General features: G+C 60.1%; 17 protein-coding genes. 11 read left to right on the top strand and 6 right to left on the bottom strand.

Features of this window, described 5'->3' with window-relative positions:
- Positions 1-76 precede the first annotated feature (76 nt).
- The 6 genes from arcB to LD28_RS0104420 all read left to right on the top strand — a co-directional run bounded on the left by arcB (position 77) and on the right by LD28_RS0104420 (position 11,969).
- Entirely contained in the window at positions 77-2,389 is a 2,313-nt protein-coding gene (arcB, locus tag LD28_RS0104395; protein ID WP_033135800.1) for an aerobic respiration two-component sensor histidine kinase ArcB, read from the top strand.
- A gap of 51 nt (positions 2,390-2,440) precedes the next feature.
- Complete coding sequence (gene dgt, locus LD28_RS0104400) at positions 2,441-3,805, top strand: dGTPase (RefSeq protein ID WP_033135801.1); 1,365 nt, start codon at positions 2,441-2,443, stop codon at positions 3,803-3,805.
- Between the two features lie 316 nt (positions 3,806-4,121).
- A complete protein-coding gene (locus LD28_RS0104405) occupies positions 4,122-4,325 on the top strand; it encodes a hypothetical protein (RefSeq protein ID WP_005349248.1) in 204 nt (67 codons plus the stop codon).
- A gap of 191 nt (positions 4,326-4,516) precedes the next feature.
- The gene (locus LD28_RS0104410) at positions 4,517-8,755 is read left to right on the top strand and encodes an ATP-binding protein (RefSeq protein WP_241462261.1); all 4,239 of its coding nucleotides are present in this window, start codon (positions 4,517-4,519) and stop codon (positions 8,753-8,755) included.
- Entirely contained in the window at positions 8,742-9,953 is a 1,212-nt protein-coding gene (locus tag LD28_RS0104415) for an EAL domain-containing response regulator (protein ID WP_033135803.1), read from the top strand. The genes LD28_RS0104410 and LD28_RS0104415 overlap by 14 nt, the downstream gene beginning before the upstream one ends.
- A 39-nt stretch (positions 9,954-9,992) precedes the next feature.
- Positions 9,993-11,969, top strand: coding sequence for a HAMP domain-containing methyl-accepting chemotaxis protein (locus LD28_RS0104420; protein ID WP_033135804.1), 1,977 nt, complete (start codon positions 9,993-9,995; stop codon positions 11,967-11,969).
- Between the two features lie 54 nt (positions 11,970-12,023).
- Here the strand turns inward: LD28_RS0104420 and rfaH are convergent, their stop codons facing one another.
- The 4 genes from rfaH to metN form a co-directional block, all read right to left on the bottom strand.
- The gene (gene rfaH, locus LD28_RS0104425; protein WP_033135805.1) at positions 12,024-12,524 is read right to left on the bottom strand and encodes a transcription/translation regulatory transformer protein RfaH; all 501 of its coding nucleotides are present in this window, start codon (positions 12,522-12,524) and stop codon (positions 12,024-12,026) included.
- A gap of 96 nt (positions 12,525-12,620) precedes the next feature.
- Positions 12,621-13,421, bottom strand: a complete 801-nt coding sequence (gene metQ, locus LD28_RS0104430; protein WP_033135806.1) for a methionine ABC transporter substrate-binding lipoprotein MetQ — start codon at positions 13,419-13,421, stop codon at positions 12,621-12,623.
- A gap of 25 nt (positions 13,422-13,446) precedes the next feature.
- Positions 13,447-14,100 (bottom strand): methionine ABC transporter permease, encoded by a 654-nt coding sequence (locus LD28_RS0104435; protein WP_005339070.1) that lies wholly within the window; start codon positions 14,098-14,100, stop codon positions 13,447-13,449.
- Positions 14,081-15,124: a methionine ABC transporter ATP-binding protein MetN gene (gene metN / locus LD28_RS0104440; protein WP_033114901.1), complete on the bottom strand. Its 1,044-nt coding sequence runs from the start codon at positions 15,122-15,124 to the stop codon at positions 14,081-14,083. Before metN ends, LD28_RS0104435 begins: the two co-directional genes overlap by 20 nt.
- Before the next feature lie 504 nt (positions 15,125-15,628).
- Between metN and LD28_RS0104445 the strand changes: the two genes are divergently transcribed.
- A complete protein-coding gene (locus LD28_RS0104445) occupies positions 15,629-16,084 on the top strand; it encodes a hypothetical protein (RefSeq protein ID WP_033135807.1) in 456 nt (151 codons plus the stop codon).
- Positions 16,085-16,188: 104 nt separating this feature from the next.
- On the opposite strand, the gene ppgK is transcribed toward LD28_RS0104445, so the two are convergent.
- Together ppgK and queG are read right to left on the bottom strand one after the other, a co-directional pair.
- Positions 16,189-16,929 (bottom strand): polyphosphate--glucose phosphotransferase, encoded by a 741-nt coding sequence (ppgK, locus tag LD28_RS0104450; RefSeq protein ID WP_033135808.1) that lies wholly within the window; start codon positions 16,927-16,929, stop codon positions 16,189-16,191.
- 111 nt (positions 16,930-17,040) lie between these two features.
- Positions 17,041-18,195 carry a tRNA epoxyqueuosine(34) reductase QueG gene (queG, locus tag LD28_RS0104455; RefSeq protein ID WP_033135809.1) on the bottom strand — a complete coding sequence of 385 codons (1,155 nt, stop codon included), beginning with the start codon at positions 18,193-18,195 and terminating at the stop codon, positions 17,041-17,043.
- A 60-nt stretch (positions 18,196-18,255) separates the two neighbouring features.
- Here queG and LD28_RS0104460 point away from each other — a divergent pair, with 60 nt between their 5' ends.
- Genes LD28_RS0104460 through LD28_RS0104475 form a run of 4 tightly spaced genes read left to right on the top strand, consistent with a single transcriptional unit; the run spans position 18,256 to position 22,162 of the window.
- Positions 18,256-19,767 carry a bifunctional ADP-dependent NAD(P)H-hydrate dehydratase/NAD(P)H-hydrate epimerase gene (locus tag LD28_RS0104460; protein WP_033135810.1) on the top strand — a complete coding sequence of 504 codons (1,512 nt, stop codon included), beginning with the start codon at positions 18,256-18,258 and terminating at the stop codon, positions 19,765-19,767.
- A 10-nt stretch (positions 19,768-19,777) separates the two neighbouring features.
- On the top strand, positions 19,778-20,251 hold the full coding sequence (tsaE, locus tag LD28_RS0104465) for a tRNA (adenosine(37)-N6)-threonylcarbamoyltransferase complex ATPase subunit type 1 TsaE (protein ID WP_005339056.1): 474 nt from the start codon (positions 19,778-19,780) through the stop codon (positions 20,249-20,251).
- Positions 20,242-21,966, top strand: a complete 1,725-nt coding sequence (locus LD28_RS0104470) for an N-acetylmuramoyl-L-alanine amidase (RefSeq protein ID WP_081959416.1) — start codon at positions 20,242-20,244, stop codon at positions 21,964-21,966. The genes tsaE and LD28_RS0104470 overlap by 10 nt, the downstream gene beginning before the upstream one ends.
- A 16-nt stretch (positions 21,967-21,982) precedes the next feature.
- The gene (locus LD28_RS0104475) at positions 21,983-22,162 is read left to right on the top strand and encodes a hypothetical protein (RefSeq protein WP_033135812.1); all 180 of its coding nucleotides are present in this window, start codon (positions 21,983-21,985) and stop codon (positions 22,160-22,162) included.
- Positions 22,163-22,270: the final 108 nt, after the last annotated feature.

Genomic DNA, 22,270 nt, shown 5'->3' on the forward strand with positions numbered 1-22,270 from the left:
AATTGTATGAGATTAAGAAGAGTTCACTCAGTTGTGCTGGTATTCTGTACCGCGAATATCGGGGGAAAACAATAAGATGAAACAGATTAAATCCTGGGCGCAATATTATGTCGACCTGATGACCAAGCTGGGACTGGTGCGATTCAGTATGTTCCTGGCGGCGGGCATCATAGTGCTGGCGGTCGCCATCCAGATGGGGGTGACCCTGTTCCTGCGCGGCAATATCGATGTGATCGACTTCGTTCGCTCGGTCTTCTTCGGCCTGCTGGTGACCCCCTGGGCCGTCTATTTTCTCTCCATCGTGGTGGATCAGCTGGAAGACTCTCGCCAGCGGCTGAGCCGGATGGTGCGCAAGCTGCAAGATATGCGCGAGCGGGATCTGGAGCTCAATACCCAACTGCAGGAGAACATCAGCCGCCTCAACGCCCAGATTGCCGAGACCAACCGGTCAGAGAGCCTGCGTCTGCAGGCCATCGAGGATCTGGAGAACGAGGTGTTCCAGCGCGAAAAGGCCCAGCTCCATCTGGGGGAACGTACCGCCCTGCTGCGCTCCTTTATCGACTGCTCCCCGGATCTGGTCTACTACCGCAATGAAGATGAGCAGTTCTCCGGCTGCAACCGCGCCATGGAAGAGCTGACCGGCAAGGTGGAGCGCGAGCTGATCGGTCTGACCCCGTTCGATGTCTACAAGCAGGAGATTGCCAACAAGATTGTGGAGACTGACAGGCAAGTCTTCAGCAGCAACGAGCCGCTCACCTACGAGCAGTGGCTGGAGTATCCCGATGGTCGCAAGGCCTACTTCGAGCTGCGCAAGGTCCCCTTCTTCGACCGCTTCGGCAAGCGGCTCGGTCTGCTCGGCTTTGGCCGCGACATCACCGAGCGCAAGCAGTATCAGGACAAGCTGGAGAAGGCGAGCCGCGACAAGACCACCTTCATCTCCACCATCAGCCACGAGCTGCGCACTCCGCTCAACGGCATCGTGGGCTTGAGCCGGATGCTGATGGATACCCCCCTCGATCCCAAGCAGCATCAGCAGCTCAAGACCATCCATCTGAGTGCGGTGACCCTTGGCAATATCTTCAACGACATTATCGACCTGGACAAACTCGACCGGCGCCGTCTCGAAATTGCGCCGACCCGCATCGACCTGCCCGCCTTCCTCGACGAGCTGGAGACCCTGTCGCGCATTCAGGCGGAGCAGAAGGGGCTCTACCTCAATTTCGATCGGGATGGTGACATGCCGCAATTCGTGATGGCCGACGGCACCCGCTTGCGTCAGGTGCTGTGGAACCTGGTGGGCAACGCGGTCAAGTTTACCGATGAGGGGGGCGTCACCGTGCGCTGCCTCTCCCATCCCGCCGACGAGCCGGGCAAGCTGGCGCTGCACTTCGAGGTGGAGGATACCGGCGTCGGCATTCCGCGCGCCCAGCAGGAGAAGATCTTCGCCATGTACTATCAGGTGCAGGGCCAGAAGCACGCCACCGGCACCGGCATTGGCCTCGCGGTCTCCCGTCAGCTGGTGCAGGCGATGGGAGGTCAGCTCTATGTGGACAGCGATCCGGGCGAAGGCTCCTGCTTCACCGCCGAATTGGAGGTGGCTTGCGCCGAGCCTGTGCTGCCCGAGCAGGAGGAGGAGATGCCCTCCCTCGATATCCTGCTGGTGGAGGATGTGGAGCTCAACGTGACGGTGGCCTGCGCCCTGCTCAACAAGCTGGGTCATCAGGTGCAGGTGGCACGGGACGGCACCCAGGCGCTGGCGATGGCCAACCCGGATGATTTTGACCTCATTTTGCTCGATATCCAGCTGCCGGACATGACCGGCTTCGATGTGGCGAAAACCCTGCTGGAGCGTTACGGCGACAGCTTGCCGCCCATGGTGGCACTCACCGCCAACTCCACCGGCGATCGTCAATATTACCGGGATCACGGCATGCAGGATGTGATCAACAAGCCGCTCGGCTCCAAAGCGGTGCGGGAGGTGATTGGTCACCTGTTTGCCGATCTGGCCGAGGATGAGGCGGATGAGCAGGCGGATGCGGGCAATCAGGATGCGCTGCTGGACCTGCCTTTCCTCACCGATTACGCCGATACCGTGGGCAAGCCGGTGCTGCTCTCCAGCGTCGATCTGTTCGAGAAGATGATGCCTGACTACATGGCGGTGCTCGACTCCAACATGATCGCCCGGGATCAGGCGGGGGTGGTGGAGGAGGCGCACAAGATAAAAGGGGCGGCGGGCTCCATCGGTCTGCGCCGTCTGCAGCAGACAGCCCAGCTGATCCAGAGCCCGGATCACCCCGCCTGGTGGGAAAACGTGGAAGACTGGATTGAGACGCTGCGCCGCGAATATCCCGGTGATATCGCCCGTCTACGGCGCTGGTTGTTGTCTTGAGGCTGGAGGTTGTCTTGAGTCTGATGGAAGTCGCTGGCAAGGAGCTGCAAGATGTATAGCTGTTTGATTACCCCCGCGCGCATCCACCCTTGGGGGGATGAGGATCTGCTGGAGGCGACCGAGCAGGATCGCGCCCGTATCGTGCAGGCGGCGCCGGTGCGTCGCCTGCAGCAGAAGACCCAGGTCTTTCCGCTTGATGTGAAGGCCTCGGTGCGCAGTCGCCTCACCCACTCGCTGGAGGTGCAGGAGACCGGCCGCCAGATCAGCCGCCGTATTCTGGCTGCCTTGCCGACCGGAATCGTGTGCGAAGGGGCCTTTATCAATCTGGTGGAGATGTCTTGCCTGCTTCATGACGTGGGCAACCCGCCATTTGGCCATTTCGGCGAGCAGGTGATGAGCCAGTGGCTCGGCGAAATGCTCGATCCTCTCTATCAGCAGGCGCTGGCACAGCCCCCCTCGGCCCAGTGGCCGGAGCTGCGTCAGGATCTGCAGCTGTTTGATGGCAACGCCCAGAGCCTGCGGCTGGTGCACAGTCTGCACGAACTCAACCTGACCCTCGGGCAACTGGGGGCGCTGTGCAAATACCCGCAGCAACCCCAACCGGGGGTCAGCTATGGCCAGCATCACGGCTGGAGCAGCAAGCGTGGCATCTTCTTCAGCGAACAGCCCCTCTACCGCGCCCTCGGCCAGAGTCTGGGGCTGGCCCCCGGCTGTCGTCATCCGCTCGCCTACATCATGGAGGCGGCGGATGATATCTCCTACTGCATCGCCGATCTGGAGGATGCGGTAGACCGGCGCATTCTCACCCTGAACGAGCTGCTGGCGGCCCTCTGCAGTGCCGACGGCAGCGACTATATGGCGACCCTGCTCGGCGATGCGCAGCGTTCCAGCTGGGGTTTCTTCCCCCATTTTCGCCAACAGCTGACCCGGGATTTGGTGGCGCTGGCGGCGCAGAGCTATGTCAGCGAACATCAGGCCATTTTGCAGGGCTCCTACCCGCAAGCGCTGCTGCACGGTCAGGCGCCAGCGGCGCGGGTGCTCGATATCCTCAAGGGGGTGGCCCGCGAGCTGGTCTTTATGCGGCCCGAAGTAGAGGCCCTCGAGCTGGAAGGGTATGCGGCACTGCGCGGAGTGCTCTCCACTTACTCCTGCCTGCTGGCGATGCCGGCAGAGCAGTTTGTCCGTCTGTTGGCTGGCGAAGGGGGGGTGTCGCTCTTTTTTGCCCGGCGGCTCTATCACCGTCTCTCGGCCCGCCATATCAAGGCCTACCGACTGGCGATCGCCACCCCGGATCCACGCTTTGCCTGCCACAACGAGCAGGAGTGGTATTACCGGGTGCGGCTGCTGCTCGATTACGTCAGCGGCATGACCGATACCTATGTGCTGGAGGAGTACCGGCTGCTTTCGGGGATCTGATGCTCCGGGGCTGCCTTTCAGGCAGCATAAAATGCCGTAAAAACGTTTAAAAAGGAGTCGCAAGAGGCTTGTTTTAAATTCGGATATTTTTTAGACTTCTGCAATCTGTTCAACTTTCATCCGGTAAGGAGACGAATATGCAACATCTGATGCTCAATATTGCATTTTCTCGCGGCACTGCGTGCGGCGTGAAATCTCGTGCTCTTTTACCGCGTGGCGTAAACAGGTAACCCCTGTCTTTTTATCACCCGCGGTTCGTCCCGCAGGGTGATATCCACTTTCTCCGGGAGAACCGCATGTTCAACTGGAGAATGTCATGTCTATCGAACTGGTTTTACTGCGCAGTGTTGAATCCCTGGTCCAGAGAAGGATTGCCCGGGTCGAGCGTCGTCTCGTGCAGGTCAATTTGTCGCCCGCCCTGCTCAGGGATATCGGGCTGGAAGGATATCAGGGTCAAATCGCCCTCGTTCGCGAGCGGGAGTATCAAACCGGCTTCCGCCTCGGGAATCGAATAACCTGATGAAAGGGGCCTGTATGGCCCCTTTCTTTGCATTGATGGCAGACCCCGGTCTGCCATTTTTATTTGATTAAGCTGTGGTTAAGTTATGGCGCGAATATCCATTCGCGAATTTTGCGAAAATCTCTATTATCTGCGGCCGACTTTTTCTTTGGGACCAGCAAATGAGCCGCAGTTGCCGTTTATTACCGTTTATGCTTTTACTGCTATTGGGTGTGCTGGGTCTGGGGGAATCTGAAGCAAGGATTAATACAGAGTCGTTCGAAGGGGCCGAACGAGAGTGGCTCTCGGCCAATCGCGATCTGGTTATCGGCATGCCGATGATGGGGTCTCCCCCTTATAGCTACAAGGATTCAGTGCAAGGCTTCAACGGCCCGGTGCCGGAACTTGCCTTGCAGATTGCCAGAACCCTGGGGGTGACGCTGCACTACAAGGAGTTCACCTCTTATGAGCAGGCGCTGGCGGCGCTGCGTGATGGTGAAATCCATGTGGTGATTAACTTCCCCCCCGGAGAAGAGTGGCAGAGCCAGATTGTCACTACTGCCTTCCCGTTCGCCATTCCGCGCGGAGTGCTGCTCAATAGCAGCCGTGTCAATCTCTCTCTGGATGACGCTCATAAAATGAGATGGGTTTGCGTGATCGGGGCAGACTCTTGTGACCAGTTAAAGGCATTGGGGTTGTCGCAAGTCATTGTGGTGGATCGCCGCAGTGAAGCTGCCTTTATGCTCAAGCAGCAGCTGGCAGATGCCTATCTGGCTGATATGCCCTCCCTGTTGTCGGAGCTGGCTCAGCATCCCAATGCCGGATTCACGACTATCACGCCTGAGTGGGCTCCCGTCGCCTCTTTGTCGATCAGTGTGAATAGGGATAATTCAGCGCTCATCAGCTTGATCAACAAGGTATTCCAGGTGCTTCCCGTGACGGATCTGCGATTGATCCTCGAGACGGCACATGGGGCCAACTCTTCCCCGTTAGGGGAGATCACCACCGTCAAGTTCACTCCTGAAGAGCTGGCGTGGTTGCGCCAGCATCCGGTGTTGCGATACGGCATCTCTCCCCACTGGTTTTCAATGAGCGAGTTTGATTACCGGGGGCGGCTGGTGGGCTTCGTGCCCGATATGGTTGCCTTGCTGCATCGTTACTCCGGGCTGGAGTTCTCGCTGGTGCGCACCGAATCGTGGCGAGAGACCCAGAATTTGCTGAAAACACGGCAGATTGATTTTATTCCGGTGATTGCCCCTACCAATGATCGGGCCGCGTTTGCGCTTTACACCCCCAATTACATGTTTGTCGATCGGGTGATTGTTGGCTCCAAGCGCAGTGCCATGCTGCCGGATATGGCGTTGTTGCGGGGCAGGCGAGTGGGCATTGTCGATGGCTCGGTTGATCGGGAACTGTTGGTATCCCTTGATGCCGTGCCGGTCGAGGTGAGCGATGATGGTCGCTTGCTGGGTCTGTTGGATAGCGGGAAGGCGGACTATGTGCTGCTGACCATGACGACCCTGCCCGCGGCAATGGGGCGGGGATTTGAAGAGCGCTATCAGGTGGTCTATTCCGGCAAAAATTTACGCCTGCCGGGTGCCATGGCGGTATCACCCGATGATCCCATGCTGCAGCAGATCCTGACGCGGGTGCTCTACGCCATTCCCCACAGTGAAATTAAAAAACTGGAAGATCGCTGGTTATCGATGAGTCTGCAAACCGGATTGAACACCCGCACCGTGGTGCTCTGGTTTGTGGTGGGTTGTTCGGTCGCCGTGCTGTTTTTTATCCTCTTCTGGCTCTGGAACCGCACCTTGCAGCGGCAGATTGTGCAGCGTCGGGTGGTGCAAAAACGGCTCAACGAGCAGCTGGCCTTTGTCCAGACGCTGCTCGACTCCTTGCCGAGCATGGTGGCGCTGCGGGATCGCCAGCAGAACCTGACCCTCTGCAACAAGGCATACCGGGAGGCCTTTATCGGGGCGGAATCCGGCGGGGATGGCTGGAGTTACATGCAGCCGGGCGAGCGGGAGCAGATGCTGTGTGAAGAGCTCTCGGTCTGGGCAACCGGCACCATGTATGAAGGGGCGGGGTTTACCCGGCGGATCGATGACTCCCAGTTCCATGTGGTTTACGTCAAGTTGCCCTACCGGGGCCCTGATGGGGAGATCCAGGGGGTATTGACCGTGCTGACCGATGTCAGTGCCCTGAAAGCGGCTGAAAACAAGGTGCGCGAAGTGGAAGCCATGCTGCGGGACATGACCGACAGCATGCCGGGGGTGGTGTATCAGTATCAATGGCACCGTTCCGGCCACGGGCGGTTTCTCTATGTCTCGCAAGGGGCGGGGGAGACGCTGGGTGTCCCTTCTCAGGCACTGTTGTCGACCCAATCCGAACGGGAGCTGTTTGGTGTCAGCGAAGAGGCTTTGCAGGAGTTTACTTGTCGGGTCGCCGCCAATGCGCCGACCCTGACCCCGATCGATTGGGAGGTCAAGGTTCCCCATAATGAGGGCGATCGCTATATGCAGGTCCGCGGCAGTTTTGTGGCGCAAGGGCCGGATACCTTGCTGCTCAACGGCATGGTACAGGATATCACCGCCCTCAAGCTGCAAGAGCACGAGCTGCGTGAGGCGCGCGCCAATGCCGAACAGGCCATGCGGGCTCGCAGCCGTTTTCTGGCGACCATGAGCCATGAGCTGCGCACCCCGATTTCGGGGATGCACGGCATGCTGGAGCTGCTGCGGATGAGCGACGTGGACGACGATCAGCGTTATCTGCTGCGCAACGTCGTGACCTCGACCAACAACCTGCTCTATCTGGTCAACGATATTCTCGATTTCTCCAAAATAGAGGCCGGACAACTCCATCTGGATTACCAGTCGAGCCCACTGCAGTCGGTGATTGGCGATGCGATCCGCGGTCACGCCACCCAGGCGCACGGCAAGGGGTTGAAAGTGGAGATCCGCTGGGCGAGCAATGTGCCTGATCGTGCGGATATCGATGCCGTCAGGGTGGCGCAGGTGGTCTCCAACCTGTTGAACAATGCGGTCAAATTTACCGAGCGCGGAGTGGTCACCATCGAGGTCGGTTATGTCGATCAGCAGCTGGTCGTCACGGTTGCAGACTCCGGGATCGGCATTGCCGAAGAGAAGCAGGCCTTGTTGTTTACCCCCTTTGAGCAGTTGGAATCTGATATCAATCGCCGCTATGGCGGCACCGGGCTGGGGCTGGCCATTTGCGCTCAACTGGTACGCAAGATGGGCGGCACCTTGACCGTCAAGAGTCGTGCCGGGGAAGGGGCTCGGTTCTGCTTCACCATTCCTCTTGCCAACCCCCAATCGGATACGCCAGCACTGGCCGGGAGCGAGTGGTGGTATTTCGGCGATGATCCCTTGCTGCAAGCCACGATGGCACGTCTTGGTGCCAGGTTGCAGCCCATTGATGCCATTCGGCTGAGCCATGGGGTGAGCGGTTTGTTATTGGCTGATGAGGTGTGGCTGGCGCGCGCCCTGGGGCCAGACTGGCTGGCCATGGTGCAAAAGCCCGGTCTGAAGGGGGTCGTGCTCTCCCCAAACGAGGTGTTGAGAACACGCCTTGGCCCTGAGCGTTGGTGGCGGTTGGGGCAATCCCCGCTCTATCCGGATTTGTTGCTGGAAAGCAGTCGTGAGCTGCTGTGCGGGGTGATGAGCCCGGTTATGGTAACGAGCTCGGATACATTGAGCGGCCGGGTGCTGGTGGCGGATGATCACCCGGTCAATCGGGCTCTGCTGGTGCGTCAGCTGGGGATCCTCGGGGTCGATTGCGTGGTGGTCGAAGATGGCGAGCAGGCGTTGCAGCTCTGGCAGGAACAGCCGTTTTCGCTGCTGCTCACCGATTGCCACATGCCGGTCATGGATGGCTATACCCTGACCAAAGCCTTGCGGGCCAACGGGGATAACACCCCCATTATCGGCGTGACGGCCGATACCTCGGAGGAGGCGTCGGCCCGTATGGCCGCCGTCGGCATGAACGGCATGCTGATCAAACCCTATCTGCTGGATGCGCTGCGTCAGACGCTGGTGCAGTGGCTGCCAGCCCGCGAAGTGGCGGAGCCTGAGCAGGTTCAGAACCCTGCCGCCCCGGCACTGGCGGCCCGCTGGATCGCCCTGTTCGGGGAGGAGGCGGATGCCAGGGATATGGCCTGCGAATATCTGGCATCCAACCGACAGGATCGCGAGGAACTGATGGCGGCACTGGCTGCCTGCGATGAGGCCGCGGTGCTGGAGATCGCCCACCGCATCAAAGGGGCCGCCAGAATGGTCGGCGAGTGCGCGCTGGCCGAACAGGCCGAACAGCTGGAAAACGCCGCCCGGTTCAAGCAACTGGATGTGCTCGCCGTGCTGGGACAGGAGGTTGATTTGTTGATCAATCAGGTTACATACGAGACAGGGTTATGGCTGAATGAACAAGCGTGAGCATAAAGTTGTCATCATGGTGGTGGAGGATCACGCCTTTCAGCGCAAGGCGCTGTTACATCAGCTCCGGGGGCTTGGTTATCACCAGTTGCTGGAGGCCAGGGATGGCGTCGAGGCGCTGGCGCTGTGTCAGAGTCATACCGTAGATATCCTCTGTTGTGATCTGCGGATGCCCGGTATGGATGGGATGGGCTTGTTGCGTCGCCTCTCGCTGGCAGGTTTTCGTGGTGGCATCATCCTCTCCAGTGCCCTGGGTGATGATGTGGTGGAGGCCGTGCTGCGAATGAGCGAGGCCTATGGTTTGCAAGTGCTTGGACGGATTGAAAAACCCTCCCTCCCGGCGCAGCTGGGCGCACTGATCGCAGCCTGGTCCCCCGCGGCGACACCCGTGCGCCAAGAGAAGGGGTATCCCATCGATCTGGATGCGCTGAAATCTGGCATTGAACGAGGTGAGATTTTGCCCTGGTATCAGCCCAAGGTGAGTTTTGCCACGGGTCAATGGGTGGGCATGGAGGCCTTGGCCCGCTGGCAGCATCCGGCATACGGGCTGATCTCCCCGGGGATCTTTATCCCGCTTGCAGAGGAGAACGGCCTCATCGATCCGTTGACCGATATCATCATTGGCAAGTCACTCGAGGATTGCCATCTTTGGGCTGCGACCGGGTTGTCGATCAATCTGTCGATGAATATGTGCCCCACCTCACTGAGTGAAGGAGGGGTGTGCAAGACCCTGATTGACCAGTGCCAGCACTGGAGCGTTGATCCTGAGCTGATCACCCTGGAGGTGACCGAGAGTGTCTTTATCCGGGATATCGGGGCGCTGCTGGAGGTGCTGACCCGGTTGCGGATGCATGGCTTTGGCCTTTCCATTGATGACTTCGGCACCGGTTACTCCTCGATGCAGCAGCTGGCATTGTTGCCGTTCACCGAGCTGAAACTGGATCGCTCCTTTGTCGATCGCTGCCATGCCGACCCGTCATGCTTGGCCATCATCGAATCCAGCATCGAGCTGGCCCGCAAACTGGGGCTCAAATCGGTGGCGGAGGGGGTGGAAGATGCCGCAACCTGGCAATTGCTGGCAACGCTCGGCTGCGATGTTTGCCAGGGCTTTTTCTCTGCCCGACCGATGCCGCGTAGTGAATTGCAAGATTGGCACCGGACTTGGCAGCAGCGATTGCCTACACTGATATCTATCTGAATCTTTGGGTCAAATCAGTCACGCTGAACAAGGATGTTCATGAAAATCTCAAGCAAGTTGCTGCTCAGCTTCGGTTTTATCAACCTGCTGATCGTGCTCTCTTCAACGTTGGTCTATTACCGGCTAACCCAGATCAATCAGGCCCAGCACACGTTGCTGGAACAGGCGCTGCCCGCCTTGCAGCGGGATGAGGCGAGCCAGAAGGCCTTGGTGGCAACAGTCTCTGCGCTGCGTGGCTACCTGATCCTCGGCAAGGATCCAGCCCAGGCTTCCCGCCTCAAGCAGGAGTGGGAATCGGCCTGGCAGGCCATTGCCCATCAGACCTTCAGCCCGGCGCTCGCCAAGTCTCTCGAGACCTTCAAAAGCCATCAGGAGAAGGTGTGGACCATCGCCCAGAGCGAAGAGAATCTGCCCGCTCACGCTCTGATGTTGCAGGAGGCGGGACCGCTGGCGGAGGCGGCGCTCGACCAGCTGCAATCTTTTGCCAATGAGGAGGTGGCGACCCCGCAGGATCAGCTCTCCGGTGATCGTCGCATGCTGCTCAAGCAGGTGGGGGATGCCTATAACAGCCTCGCCAATGCTCTCTCTGCCCTGCGGGATTTTCTCATCTCCGGCGATCCCGAGTACCGCAGCAAATATCAGGATTACTACCAGTTTCACCAGCAGCGGGTTGCCGAGCTGAAGCAGCAAGCGGCGCTCTTTACCGAGACCCAGCGTAGCCTATGGCAGCTGTTCGAAGAGATGGCGACTCCTTTTTCCGAACTGGTGGGACAGGTGATCAGCAAGCGGCAGGCGCCGGATTGGGATCAGGCCAACTATCTGATGGCCACCGAGATTGAACCCATGCAGGCCACCTTGTATGCGCAGTTGGTCAAACAGGTGGAAGAGACGCGGGCCGCAGTAGCCGGGATTTCAGTCCGAATGACTCAGGCGGGGATTGCCATCAATCGCACCCTGCTCATGGCCACCGGCAGTGCCATTGTGCTCGGCATGGTGGTCGCATGGCTCTTTAGTCGGCGTCTGACCCGCGACATTGCCAGTCTGGTGACCCGGGCGGGGCAGGTTGCGGATGGCCGATTGGCGGCTCAGCCCCTGCCGATCACGGGACAGGATGAGCTGGGGGGACTGACCGGCTCCATCAACCGGATGTCTACCCAGCTGCGTCAGCTGGTGGGGGAGCTGCAGGGGGCCGTGGGGCAGGTTGAGGTAGCCTGCCTCGATGTGGGAAGTACCACGCGGGCGATCGTGGCCGATCTCACGGTACAGGATCAGCGGGTCGATGCAGTGGCGGCGGCTATCGATCAGATGTCGGTCAGCGCCCGGGATGTGGCTGGCAACATCGCCGGGGCGGCTGATGGGGCCCATCAGGTGCAACAGCAAACCCGGCAGGGGGAGGCCGCGCTGGCGCGGATGACCGACACCATGCAGCAGATTGCCGCCATGATTGGCCAGGCCAACGAAGCCATGGGGCTGCTGGAGCATCAGAGCGAACAGGTCGGGCAGATCACCGAGGTGATCGCCACCATTGCCGAGCAGACCAATCTATTGGCTCTCAATGCCGCGATAGAGGCGGCGCGGGCGGGCGAGCAGGGGCGCGGTTTTGCGGTGGTGGCCGATGAGGTGCGCCAGCTGGCGACACGAACCCATCAATCGACTGCCGAGATCAGCCAGACCATTGCGGCCATCTCTCAGCAGACCCGCCAGACGGTGAGCACGGTCAGCGGCGGCACCCGGCTGGTGGAGCAGGGGCGGGATGCAGTGGGGCTGGTGACGGATACCCTGAGCGCTATGAATCAGCTGGTGCAGTCGCTGTCGGGCCAGCTGGAGGCCATTTCGGTGGCAACCGAGCAGCAGTCACGGGTGGCCGCCGAAGTCGCGGGGACGGTCGATGATATTGCCGAGCTCAGTCGGCAATCCTGTCTGCGCAGTCAGCAGGGGGAGGAGATAGTCGCCAGGTTGGCCGGGGATACCGGCAAGCTGACGGCAGTGATCGCTCGCTTCGATCTCGACGCGTGAGATGGCGGGATCATCCCGCCATTACCATTCATCGAGTCGTCTGGCTCGGTCGGCTTAGTCCAGACGTCTGAAAGCGTGGTTGTCAAAGCTGCTGGTGGTCTCCCGATTGAGCAGGCTCACCAGCAAAATGGCCCGTTTTTCCCCATCCGGTTCCATATAGATGGCTTCGAAGCCGGCCAGCGGCCCCTCTTCAATCAGTACCTTGTCACCTGAGCTGGGCAGGCTGGCGTAGCTGGCGCGCGCCTCATCACTGTCATCGCGACTCATCAATTGATAGACCAGCTTGCTGCAGATCGGGGTCCATTCACTGCCAAAGTGGATGATCCGGCTGATGCCGCGGGTTGATTTCAGGGTGACCGGCGTTACCTGTTCCAGATCGACAAAGATAAACAGGTAGTTGGGAAACATGGGTTCCCGGACCGGAACCCGCTTGCCCCGACGCAGCTTCTCGATCTCCACCATGGGGTAATAGGATTCGATACCCTGGGCATCGAGGTGGGCGCGGGCGCGGGCCTCTTCTTTTGGCTTGCAGTAGGCCAGATACCATTTTTTCATGTTATGAGTATGTTCGTGTTGCCGTGCTCGCCAATATGATAACGGCGACAATAAAAAAGGCCACGCATTGCGTGGCCTTTTTTGTCGAGTGAGCAATTACCAACCTTTCACCAGACCGCCTTTGAACAGTTCCAGACCCTTTTTGTAGACCTCTTCGGTCTGATAGGACTGGACGAACTGTTTGACCTTCTCGTCATCCTTGTTGTTGTCGCGAGCCACGATCAGGTTGACGTAGGGGGACTCTTTGTCTTCAACAAACAGGCCGTTTTCGGTCGGGGTCAGACCAATCTGACCGGCGAAGGTGTTGTTGATGATGGAGAGATCCACATCTTCCAGCGAACGGGGCAGCTGGGCTGCTTCCAGCTCGACAATCTTGAAGTTACGCGGGTTGCTGGCGATATCCAGCACGGTCGCTTCCAGACCTGCGCCATCCTTCAGGGTGATCAGACCCTGTTTGGCCAGCAGGATCAGGGAGCGACCCAGGTTGGTCGGATCGTTCGGTACCGCGATCTGGGCACCATCCTTCAGCTCGGAGAGGGCCTTGATCTTCTTGGAGTAACCTGCGATCGGGTAGACGAAGGTGTTGCCAACCGGCACCAATTTGAAGCCGCGATCTCGCACTTGCGCATCCAGATAGGGTTTGTGCTGGAAGGCGTTGACGTCAATGCTGCCATCGTTCAGCGCCACGTTCGGGGTGACGTAGTCGGAGAAGTTGACGATCTGAACGTCCAGACCGTATTTCTCTTTGGCTACCTTGGCTGCCACTTCAACCAGTTCGGTCTCCGGGCCCGCGATGGCGCCCACTTTCAGAACCTTGCTCTCTTCTTTTTGACCGCAACCGGCCAGAACCAGACCAGCCAGCAGGGCAGCCGCAACGGATTTGATGCCAAATTTCATAAAACCTCCTGTCAGAAATCGACGATTAACGATGATCACATTTGTTGACCAGGCGCTCACCCGCGCTCTGGATAAGTTGAACCAGTACTACCAGGATAACCACGGTCACCAGCATGACGGTTGGGTCAAAACGCTGATAACCATAACGAATACCCACATCCCCCAGACCGCCGCCACCAATGGCCCCGGCCATGGCCGAGTAGTTCACCAGAGTGACGAGGGTAATGGTGACGCTGTTGAGGATGCCGGGCAGGGCCTCAGGCAGCAGCACCTTGGTGATAATTTGCAACGGCTTGGCGCCCATCGCCTTGGCCGCTTCCAGCAGGCCGTCCGGCACTTCCATCAGGGCCCCTTCCACCAGACGGGCGATGAAGGGGATGCAGCCGACAGTCAGCGGCACGATGGCGGCGATGGTGCCGATACTGGTGCCGACAATCAGCCGGGTCAGCGGAATGATGGCGACCAGCAGGATGATAAAGGGCACCGAGCGACCCACGTTGACCACCATGCCCAGGGTGCGGTTGAGCAAGGGGTTGGCCAGGATCTGGCCCGCCTTGGTCACATGCAGCGCCACGCCGAGCGGCAGGCCCAGCAGGCAGCCGAACAGGGCGGAGGCAAACACCATGATCAGGGTGTCGCCCAGGGCCGTGATGAGCAGATTAATCATGGCTTCGGACATAACCCATTACCTCCAGCTGAATGTGGTTGTCAGTCAGGAACTGCTGGGTCGCCTCACACTGGGCTTCATCCCCGAACAGCTCGGCCAGCAGGAAACCGAATTTGACGCCACCGGCGTACTCGATGTCTGCGCTCAGAATGCTGATGTCGATATTGAAACGACGGCTCGCCTCGGAAATCAGCGGCGTATCGACCGTGCTGCCGGTAAAGCCGAGCTTCAGCAGTGGATAGCTGCCAGGCACCCGCTCGCGGCTCATCCGATCCTGATACTCCTGCGGGACCTCCAGATGGATGGTGGAGTGGATGAAGTCACGGGCCAGCTGGGTCTTGGCATTGCTGAAGAACCAGGCCACTTCGCCCTGTTCGATCAGGCGACCGTCGCTGATGATGGCCACTTCGTCACAGATCCCTTTCACCACGTCCATTTCGTGGGTAATGAGCAGGATGGTGAGCCCCAGCTTGACGTTGATCTCCTTGAGCAGGGTCAGGATCGAGCGGGTGGTTTGCGGGTCGAGGGCCGAGGTGGCCTCATCACAGAGCAGCACCTTGGGGGCTGGGGCCAGTGCGCGGGCAATGGCAACACGCTGTTTCTGGCCGCCGGAGAGCTCGGACGGATAGGCGTGGGCACGGGCTTCCAGCCCGACCAGCGCCAGCAGCTCTGCAACCCGTTGCTGGATCTTCTCTTTGCTCCAGCCTGCCAGCTCCAGCGGAAAGGCGATGTTGGCAAACACGGTACGGGAGGCGAGCAGGTTGAAGTGCTGGAAAATCATCCCGATCTGGCGGCGGGCCTGGGTCAGATCCCGTTCGCTCAGGGCGACCAGATCCTGGCCATCGACGATCACCTGACCCTCTGTCGGGCGCTCCAGCAGGTTGACACAACGAATGAGGGTACTCTTGCCGGCACCGGAGGCACCGATCACCCCGAAAATTTTGCCTTGGGGTACATGCAGACTCACATCACGCAGGGCGTGCACGGCGTCACTGCCTGTACCGTAGACTTTGTTGAGACCGATCAACTTAATCATGGATTCTTCCGTGCTAACAGCCTTAAAGCACAGGGCGCTACAGGCGGGGAAATTGGGCAGAGGTTCCACTGGGTTACTCTGCCATCATGGAGGATGATGCTAAGATGTCTGGATGGCCGTGTCAACGCATGTTTCTACGTCTAGACGTCTAAAAAAGTGATAAGGATTTCTGTCTGGTTGATAACGATCAGGGGAGATATGTCGTGTATCCAGATCCTGTTTCGCTTGTGTGGCATATGACCGAATTAAAGATGGTTTATGGCGGGGAAATGCTGGTTTTATTAGTGTGCCAGCCCGATCCCGCTCACGTCAGATGTCGAGCCTGACGCGCCGCCATAGTTGCACAAATCGCTGCACAAATCGTTCCCTAATCGTTCCCGGATGACCTGCTCGCCCCTTTGTCGACGTCAACCTTGATGCAGCGCAAGGGGCGCTCGGATAGGGATTGGGTGGTTGCGCCGGTTTTTTATACTGATGGTGCCGACAAGCATGGAGGGCAGTGCGATGAGATTTCAACAGATCAAAGAGTTGCTGCACTATCTTGAGCAGGTTCATCACCAGCTAGGGCTCTGTTACGGACGGCTGGCCCGTCAGGTGGACAGCGAACGCAGCCGGATGTTGCTGGTCTATCTGCAAGGGCGTGAGGATGCGGCCAGTGCCCATCTGCACGAATATGCTGCTCAACTGGGAGGGGCGGTCAGGGAGACCTGGCTGAACCAGAGCTTCAGCGAGGATATGCTGCCTGCCATCACCCGCTTCGAGATGCCGGCCTCGGCCCAGACCCAGGATATCGTCACTCAGGTGTGCCGCAGGGAAGAGCAGTTGGTGGGCGAGCTGGGCCATCTGGCCCGGGAGTGTCCGACACCGGCAACTACCACGCTGCTCGACAATCTGGCCAAGCTGGAGCAGACCCGCCTGACCCGACTGGTGCACGGGGTACATCGACTCGACGACATGTAACGGGTGGTGGCGGTCAAACAGACAAGATAGCGGCCAAACAAAAGGGCCCGGCAGCAGTGCCGGGCCCTTTCCATTAGATCTCTGCTGATTTGCAGTGAGCGTGGTCAGCCCTGCTGCTCGGCCGCGTAGAGGGCGGCTCCGATAATGCCTGCCTGATTGAGGCTGGCCGCCGGAATGAGCGGCGCCCGGGTCTCGATGCGATCGACAAACTTCTCCAGCTTGGATGCGCTGCCGCCCCCCAGAATGAAGAGGTCGGGGGAGAAGAGAAACTCGAGGCGCGCCAGATACTTGTTGAAGCGCTTGCCCCAGCGGCCCCAGGAGAGATCTTCCCGCTTGCGCACCGCGTCGGAGCAGTAGTGCTCTGCCACCATCCCTTCCAGCATCAGGTGGCCCAGCTCGGTGTTGGGCAGCAGGTGACCGTTGACGAAGACAGCTGTGCCGATGCCGGTGCCAACCGTTATGAGGATGATGACCCCCTTGCGATCCTTGCCGGCACCAAAGCGCATCTCTGCCAAACCGGCGGCGTCGGCATCGTTCAGCACATAGCAGGGCTTGCCGGTGACATCGGCAAACAGGTGCTCGGCATCGGTCTCAATCCAGCTCTTGTCGATGTTGGCTGCGCTCTTGGCAATGCCGTTGTGGATGGTGGCCGGGAAGCCGCAACCCACCGGTCCTTTCCAGTCGAAGTGTTCCACCAGAGCCTTGAGGGTATGGGCAATGGCGGCCGGGGTCGCCGGCTGTGGTGTGGCAATGCGATGGCGCTCGCCAATCAATTCGCCGGTTTTGGTATCGACCAGACAGCCCTTGATCCCTGAGCCTCCAATATCCACTCCCAACATATGCATTTGTGTTGTCCTTGTTGTGTGCCGACCAGTTGGTACTGACTACGGTGTTCTGGTCACTGCGGGTCGGCAGAGCATGAAAAAAGTGCTGCAATCCGGCAAGGGGCAGATCACTTATGCGTGATCCGACAGACCTTTTTCGATGCAGCGGATCAGCAAACGGGTCTTCTTGTTCTCTTCATCCTGACGCCGGGCAAGGGTGGCCAGCGCCCATTCGATATGTTCGGCCACCATGGGCTCGGCGGTGGTCAGCCCCTGTTGCAGGGCGGCGATGACCTCGGGGGTTGCCGGGCCATTGCCAAGGGCGACCGCCAGATTGCGGCGCCAGCGTTGATAGCCGATGCGGCGGATCGGGCTCCCCTCGGTCTGCTTGAGAAAATCGCTCTCGCTCCAGCGCCACAGCGCCAGCAGGGGCGGGCGGTGCAGGCTGGGGCGCGGGCTGAAATCGGGCTCCGGGCTGGCATCGGCATAGCGATTCCAGGGGCAGATAAGCTGGCAGTCGTCGCAGCCGTAGATGCGGTTGCCCATCAAGGGCCTGTACTCTTCGGGGATGGGGCCGTCGTTCTCGATGGTGAGATAGGAGATGCAGCGGCGGCCATCCACCACATAGGGGGCGACAATGGCGCCGGTCGGGCAGATGTTGATGCAGGCGACGCACTTGCCGCACTGCTCCTTCTCCACTGGCTGGTCGAGCGGCAGCGGCAGGTTGAGCAACAGCTCACCGAGAAAGAAGAAGGAGCCGGCCGATTCATTGAGCAGCAGTGAGTGTTTGCCAACCCAGCCAAGCCCGGCCTTGGTTGCCAGCGGCCGCTCCAGGATGGGGGCGGAGTCGACGAAGGGTCGCCACTCACCCAGGGTGTCAGTGGTGCCTTGAAACAGCTCGGCGCAGCGCGCGTCGATGCGATCACCCAGTTGTTTGAGCCGGTTGCGCAGCACCTTGTGGTAGTCGCGGCCGAGGGCATAGCGGCTGATATAGCCGAGGGTCGGATCGCGCAGGGTGGCGGCAAAGCCCGCCTCGAATGGCAGGTAGTTCATCCGCACCGACAACACCCGCACCGTGCCCGGCAACAGCTCGTGGGCGCGCGCGCGCATCATGCCGTGGCGCGCCATGTAATCCATGCTGCCGTGATAGCCTGCATCCAGCCAGGCCTGCAATCTCGGCTCTTCGATACGCAGATCGGTGTCGGTGATGCCCGCCTGGTCAAATCCTAGCTCCCGTGCCCAGAGCTTGATATCGTGGGCCAGCTGGTGGAAGTCAGGTGCGCTCATGCGACTTGGCCTGGCCGGTGTTTGCTGGCATGGGTCGGTTGATAAGAGGCGGGAGCCGTCATGGTAGAGATCATCAGGGGCGCGTTGGGCACAAAAGAGGGTGGCAGTTTACCACAGGGGCTGTGGCAGACTGAACAGATCCGCGCACTGGAGCGCAACTGGGCCGCCCGTGATGGGCAACCGCTCTATGCCCTGATGGAGCGAGCCGGTGCCGCGCTGCGTACTTATGCCACCCTGCATTGGCCCGAGAGCCGCGGCTGGTGGATCTTCGTCGGCCCCGGCAATAACGGCGGTGATGGCTATGTGTTGGCCCGTCTTGCCCGCCAGATTGGCATCGAGGTGGTGGTGATTGCCGCCAGAGCACCCGACCAGCTGAAGGGGGATGCCAGACGGGCCGCCGATGAGTGGCTGGCGGCCGGTGGCCGAGTCTGGCCAGCCGAGCAGTTTGACGGAATGCTGCTGCCCGCCCCGGATCTGGTGGTCGATGCCCTGCTTGGCACCGGCGTCAACACGCCGCTTTCACCGTTACTGACAAAGATCGTCGCAACAATCAATGGCTTGGCTGCGCCTGTGCTGGCGGTGGATCTCCCCTCCGGCCTCAACGGCGATACCGGCCGCGCCATGGGGGCCGTGGTGCAGGCCACTCGCACCCTCACCTTTATCGGTATCAAGCAGGGGATGCTCACCGGCGACGGAGTGGATTGCGTCGGCCTGCTCGACTGTGATCCCCTTGGCGTCACGCCGGATGGCGCGATCTCGCCCGCCGCATGGCGCATCGATTATCCGCTACTAAGCGAACAGCTGACCCCGCGCCAGCGCGCTTCCCACAAGGGCTCTTATGGCAAGGTGCTGCTGGTGGGGGGTAATCGCGGCATGCAGGGGGCCATCGTGCTGGCGGCCCGCGCCTGCCTGCGAGCGGGGGCTGGGCTGGTGCGGGTGTGTCAGCATCCGGAGCATCCGCCGGTCAGCCTCTATCAACCCGAGCTGATGAGCCTCACTACCGCTGATGACGAGGGGTGGGCGTCGGTGCGGGTCATTGGCCCCGGGCTCGGTCAGGATGAGTGGGGAAGCGCGCAAATCGCCCGTTATCTCACCGATCGGCTGCCATTGGTTTTGGATGCCGATGGATTGAATTGGCTGGCACAATCTCCCCGCCATCAGGATAATTGGGTGCTCACGCCCCATCCCGGCGAAGCGGCGCGACTGCTGGGATGCACCATTGCCGACATTGAAATCGACCGCTTTGCCGCCGTGCAGGCGCTGCAGCGGCGCTATGGCGGTGTGGTGCTGTTAAAAGGGGCGGGAACACTTATTTATGACGGCGAGCGGGTCGCTCTCTGTTGTGAAGGCAATCCCGGCATGGCAAGTGGCGGCATGGGCGATCTGTTATCTGGTATAATCGCCGCCCTTTTGGCCCAGGGCTGGTCTGCCACCATGGCAAGCTGGCTGGGCGCCGTGATCCACGGCGAGGCCGCAGATCAGGCCGCCGCAGACGGCGAGCGGGGCATGCTGGCGTCAGATCTGCTGCCGCTGATCCGCAGACTGGTTAATCCCGACACCATAACAAGTTAAAAAGAAGAACATGGCAAAACAGTTGATGATGACACTGCCGGACGAGGCAGCAACCGTGGCACTGGGTGGCCGTCTGGCACAGGCTTGCCAGCAGGCGACCACAGTGTTTTTGCATGGCACGCTTGGCGCCGGTAAAACCACCCTGACCCGTGGCTGGGTGCAGGGCCTTGGCCATCAGGGCAAGGTAAAAAGCCCGACTTACACCCTGGTCGAGCCCTACGAACTCGATGGCTGGCAGGTCTACCATTTCGATCTCTATCGCCTGGCTGATCCGGAAGAGCTGGAATTCATGGGCATTCGGGACTACTTTGCCGCCAATACTCTCTGTCTGGTGGAGTGGTCCGAGAAGGGCGAGGGCTGGTTACCGGCTCCCGACCTTGAAATCACCCTCACTTATGTAGGCGAGCAGCGCGAGGTTCTGATAGAGGCCCGCACTGCTATTGGCGAAGCCATTCTGGAACGGTTGTCATCTACGTGCGCTTGATCCTTGTTATTGCTCTCTCTTTGATGGCGTTACCCTCCTGGGCAAATCAGCTCAAGAGCGTACGAATCTGGCCATCACCGGATAACACCCGGGTGGTACTCGATATGAGCAGCGCCCCCAACTTTAACTATTTCACCCTGAGCGGCCCGGATCGGTTGGTGATCGATCTGAAAGGGGCGAGCAACGCCGCCAATCTGGCTCGGGTCGAAAACAACAGTGAGCTGGTGCGCAAGATCCGCCAGAGCACACCGCTGGAGAAGGGCGGCCTGCGACTGGTGATGGATCTCAGCTCCGCCATCAAGCCGGTGGTCTTTCCGCTGGCGCCAGCCGGGCCATATGGCCACCGTCTGGTCATCGACTTGCCTTATGAAGAGAAGCGCTCGGCGGCAGCGGTGCAATCCACGCCGGTAGGTGGCAAGGGGCGCGGGGTGGTGATTGCCATCGACCCGGGCCACGGCGGGGAAGACCCGGGTTCCATCGGCCCGCGCCGTACCTATGAAAAGCGGGTGACCATGGCCGTCTCCCAGAAGCTGGCGGCGTTGATCGATCGCGAACCGGGCATGCGTGCCGTGTTGACCCGTCGCGGCGATTACTTCGTCGATCTCAACAAGCGATCCGAGATTGCCCGCAAGGCCAAGGCGGATCTGCTGGTGTCGGTGCATGCGGACAGCTTCCACAACTCCACGCCTCGTGGTGCCTCGGTCTGGGTCTTGTCTACCAACCGTGCCAACCGCGAGATGGGCAGCTGGCTGGAGAAGCAGGAGAAGCAGGGTGAGCTGCTGGGCGGTGTCGGCAAGGTATTGGCGGAATCCGATCCCAACCCCTATCTGGCGCAGACCTTCCTCGACCTCTCCATGGACAAGTCCCGTGCCGAAGGGTATGACGTCAGCCGCCAGATCCTGCGCTCCATGGGCAAGGTCGCCCGACTGCACAAGAAGGCGCCGGAGCATGCCAGTCTGGCCGTGCTGAAAGCGCCGGATATTCCCTCGGTGCTGGTGGAGACCGGCTTTATCTCCAACCATGCGGAAGAGAAGCTGCTGGCCACCGCCAGCTATCAGGACCAGCTGGCTCGCGCTATCTTCGAGGGGATCCGCAACTACTACCGAGCCCACCCGACCAAGGGGGCCATGCTGACTGGCAAGGGGCAGGCGAGCCGACCTGCCGCTACCACTCGCCCAGCGCCAGTGGCCCAGCAGCCGGTGAGCCAACCGAGGCAGGTACAGTCACAACCGGTGGTGACCAACAAGATGCCCGCCACTGCCCGCGACGGCGGTGCGGCGACCGGCTCCGGCGCCGGAGTGATCAAGCCTTACTCGGCGGCCGCGCAGGAGTCCGGTGCGCCGGTCAGCAATGTGGGCGACTATGACAAATCGCGGATGATCCGCCATGTGGTCCAGCGGGGCGAGAGCCTCTCCCGCCTGGCCGAGAAGCATGGGGTGAGTCAGTCCACCCTGGTCGAGATCAACCAGCTGCGCAGCCGGGATATTCAGATTGGTCAGACAATCTATATTCCCCAGCAGGGGCCGAGCCGCAGTGCAGCCCCCGTTCGCAGTGACGACAAGTCGCAGATGATCCGTTATGTGGTCAAGCGGGGTGAGAGTCTCTCCCGCCTGGCCGAGAAGCATGGGGTGAGTCAGGCTCGACTGGTGGAGATCAACAAGCTCAAGTCGCGGGATATTCAGGTAGGGCAGGTGCTCTACATTCCCCAGAACTAATGTGCGGGAGCTGGCGATGCCGCTCCCGCTGTTAGCGAATACCATCTGCAAGATTGAAATTCAGGAGCAAGTGATGCCGATCCGTATATTGCCCCCGATTCTGGCCAACCAGATTACAGTCGGAGGTGATGTGGTGGAGCGGTCCTCCTGGATCGTTAAGGGACTGACCATCCGCAAGATAGAAATTCAGGAGTAAATGATGCCGATCCGTATTTTGCCACCCATTCTGGCCAACCAGATTCCGGTTGGTGGAGAGGTGGTGGAGCGGCTCTCTATCCGCAAGATTGAAATTCAGGAGTAAGTG

This window comes from Aeromonas finlandensis (assembly GCF_000764645.1).
In the GTDB taxonomy this organism is placed as follows: domain Bacteria; phylum Pseudomonadota; class Gammaproteobacteria; order Enterobacterales; family Aeromonadaceae; genus Aeromonas; species Aeromonas finlandensis.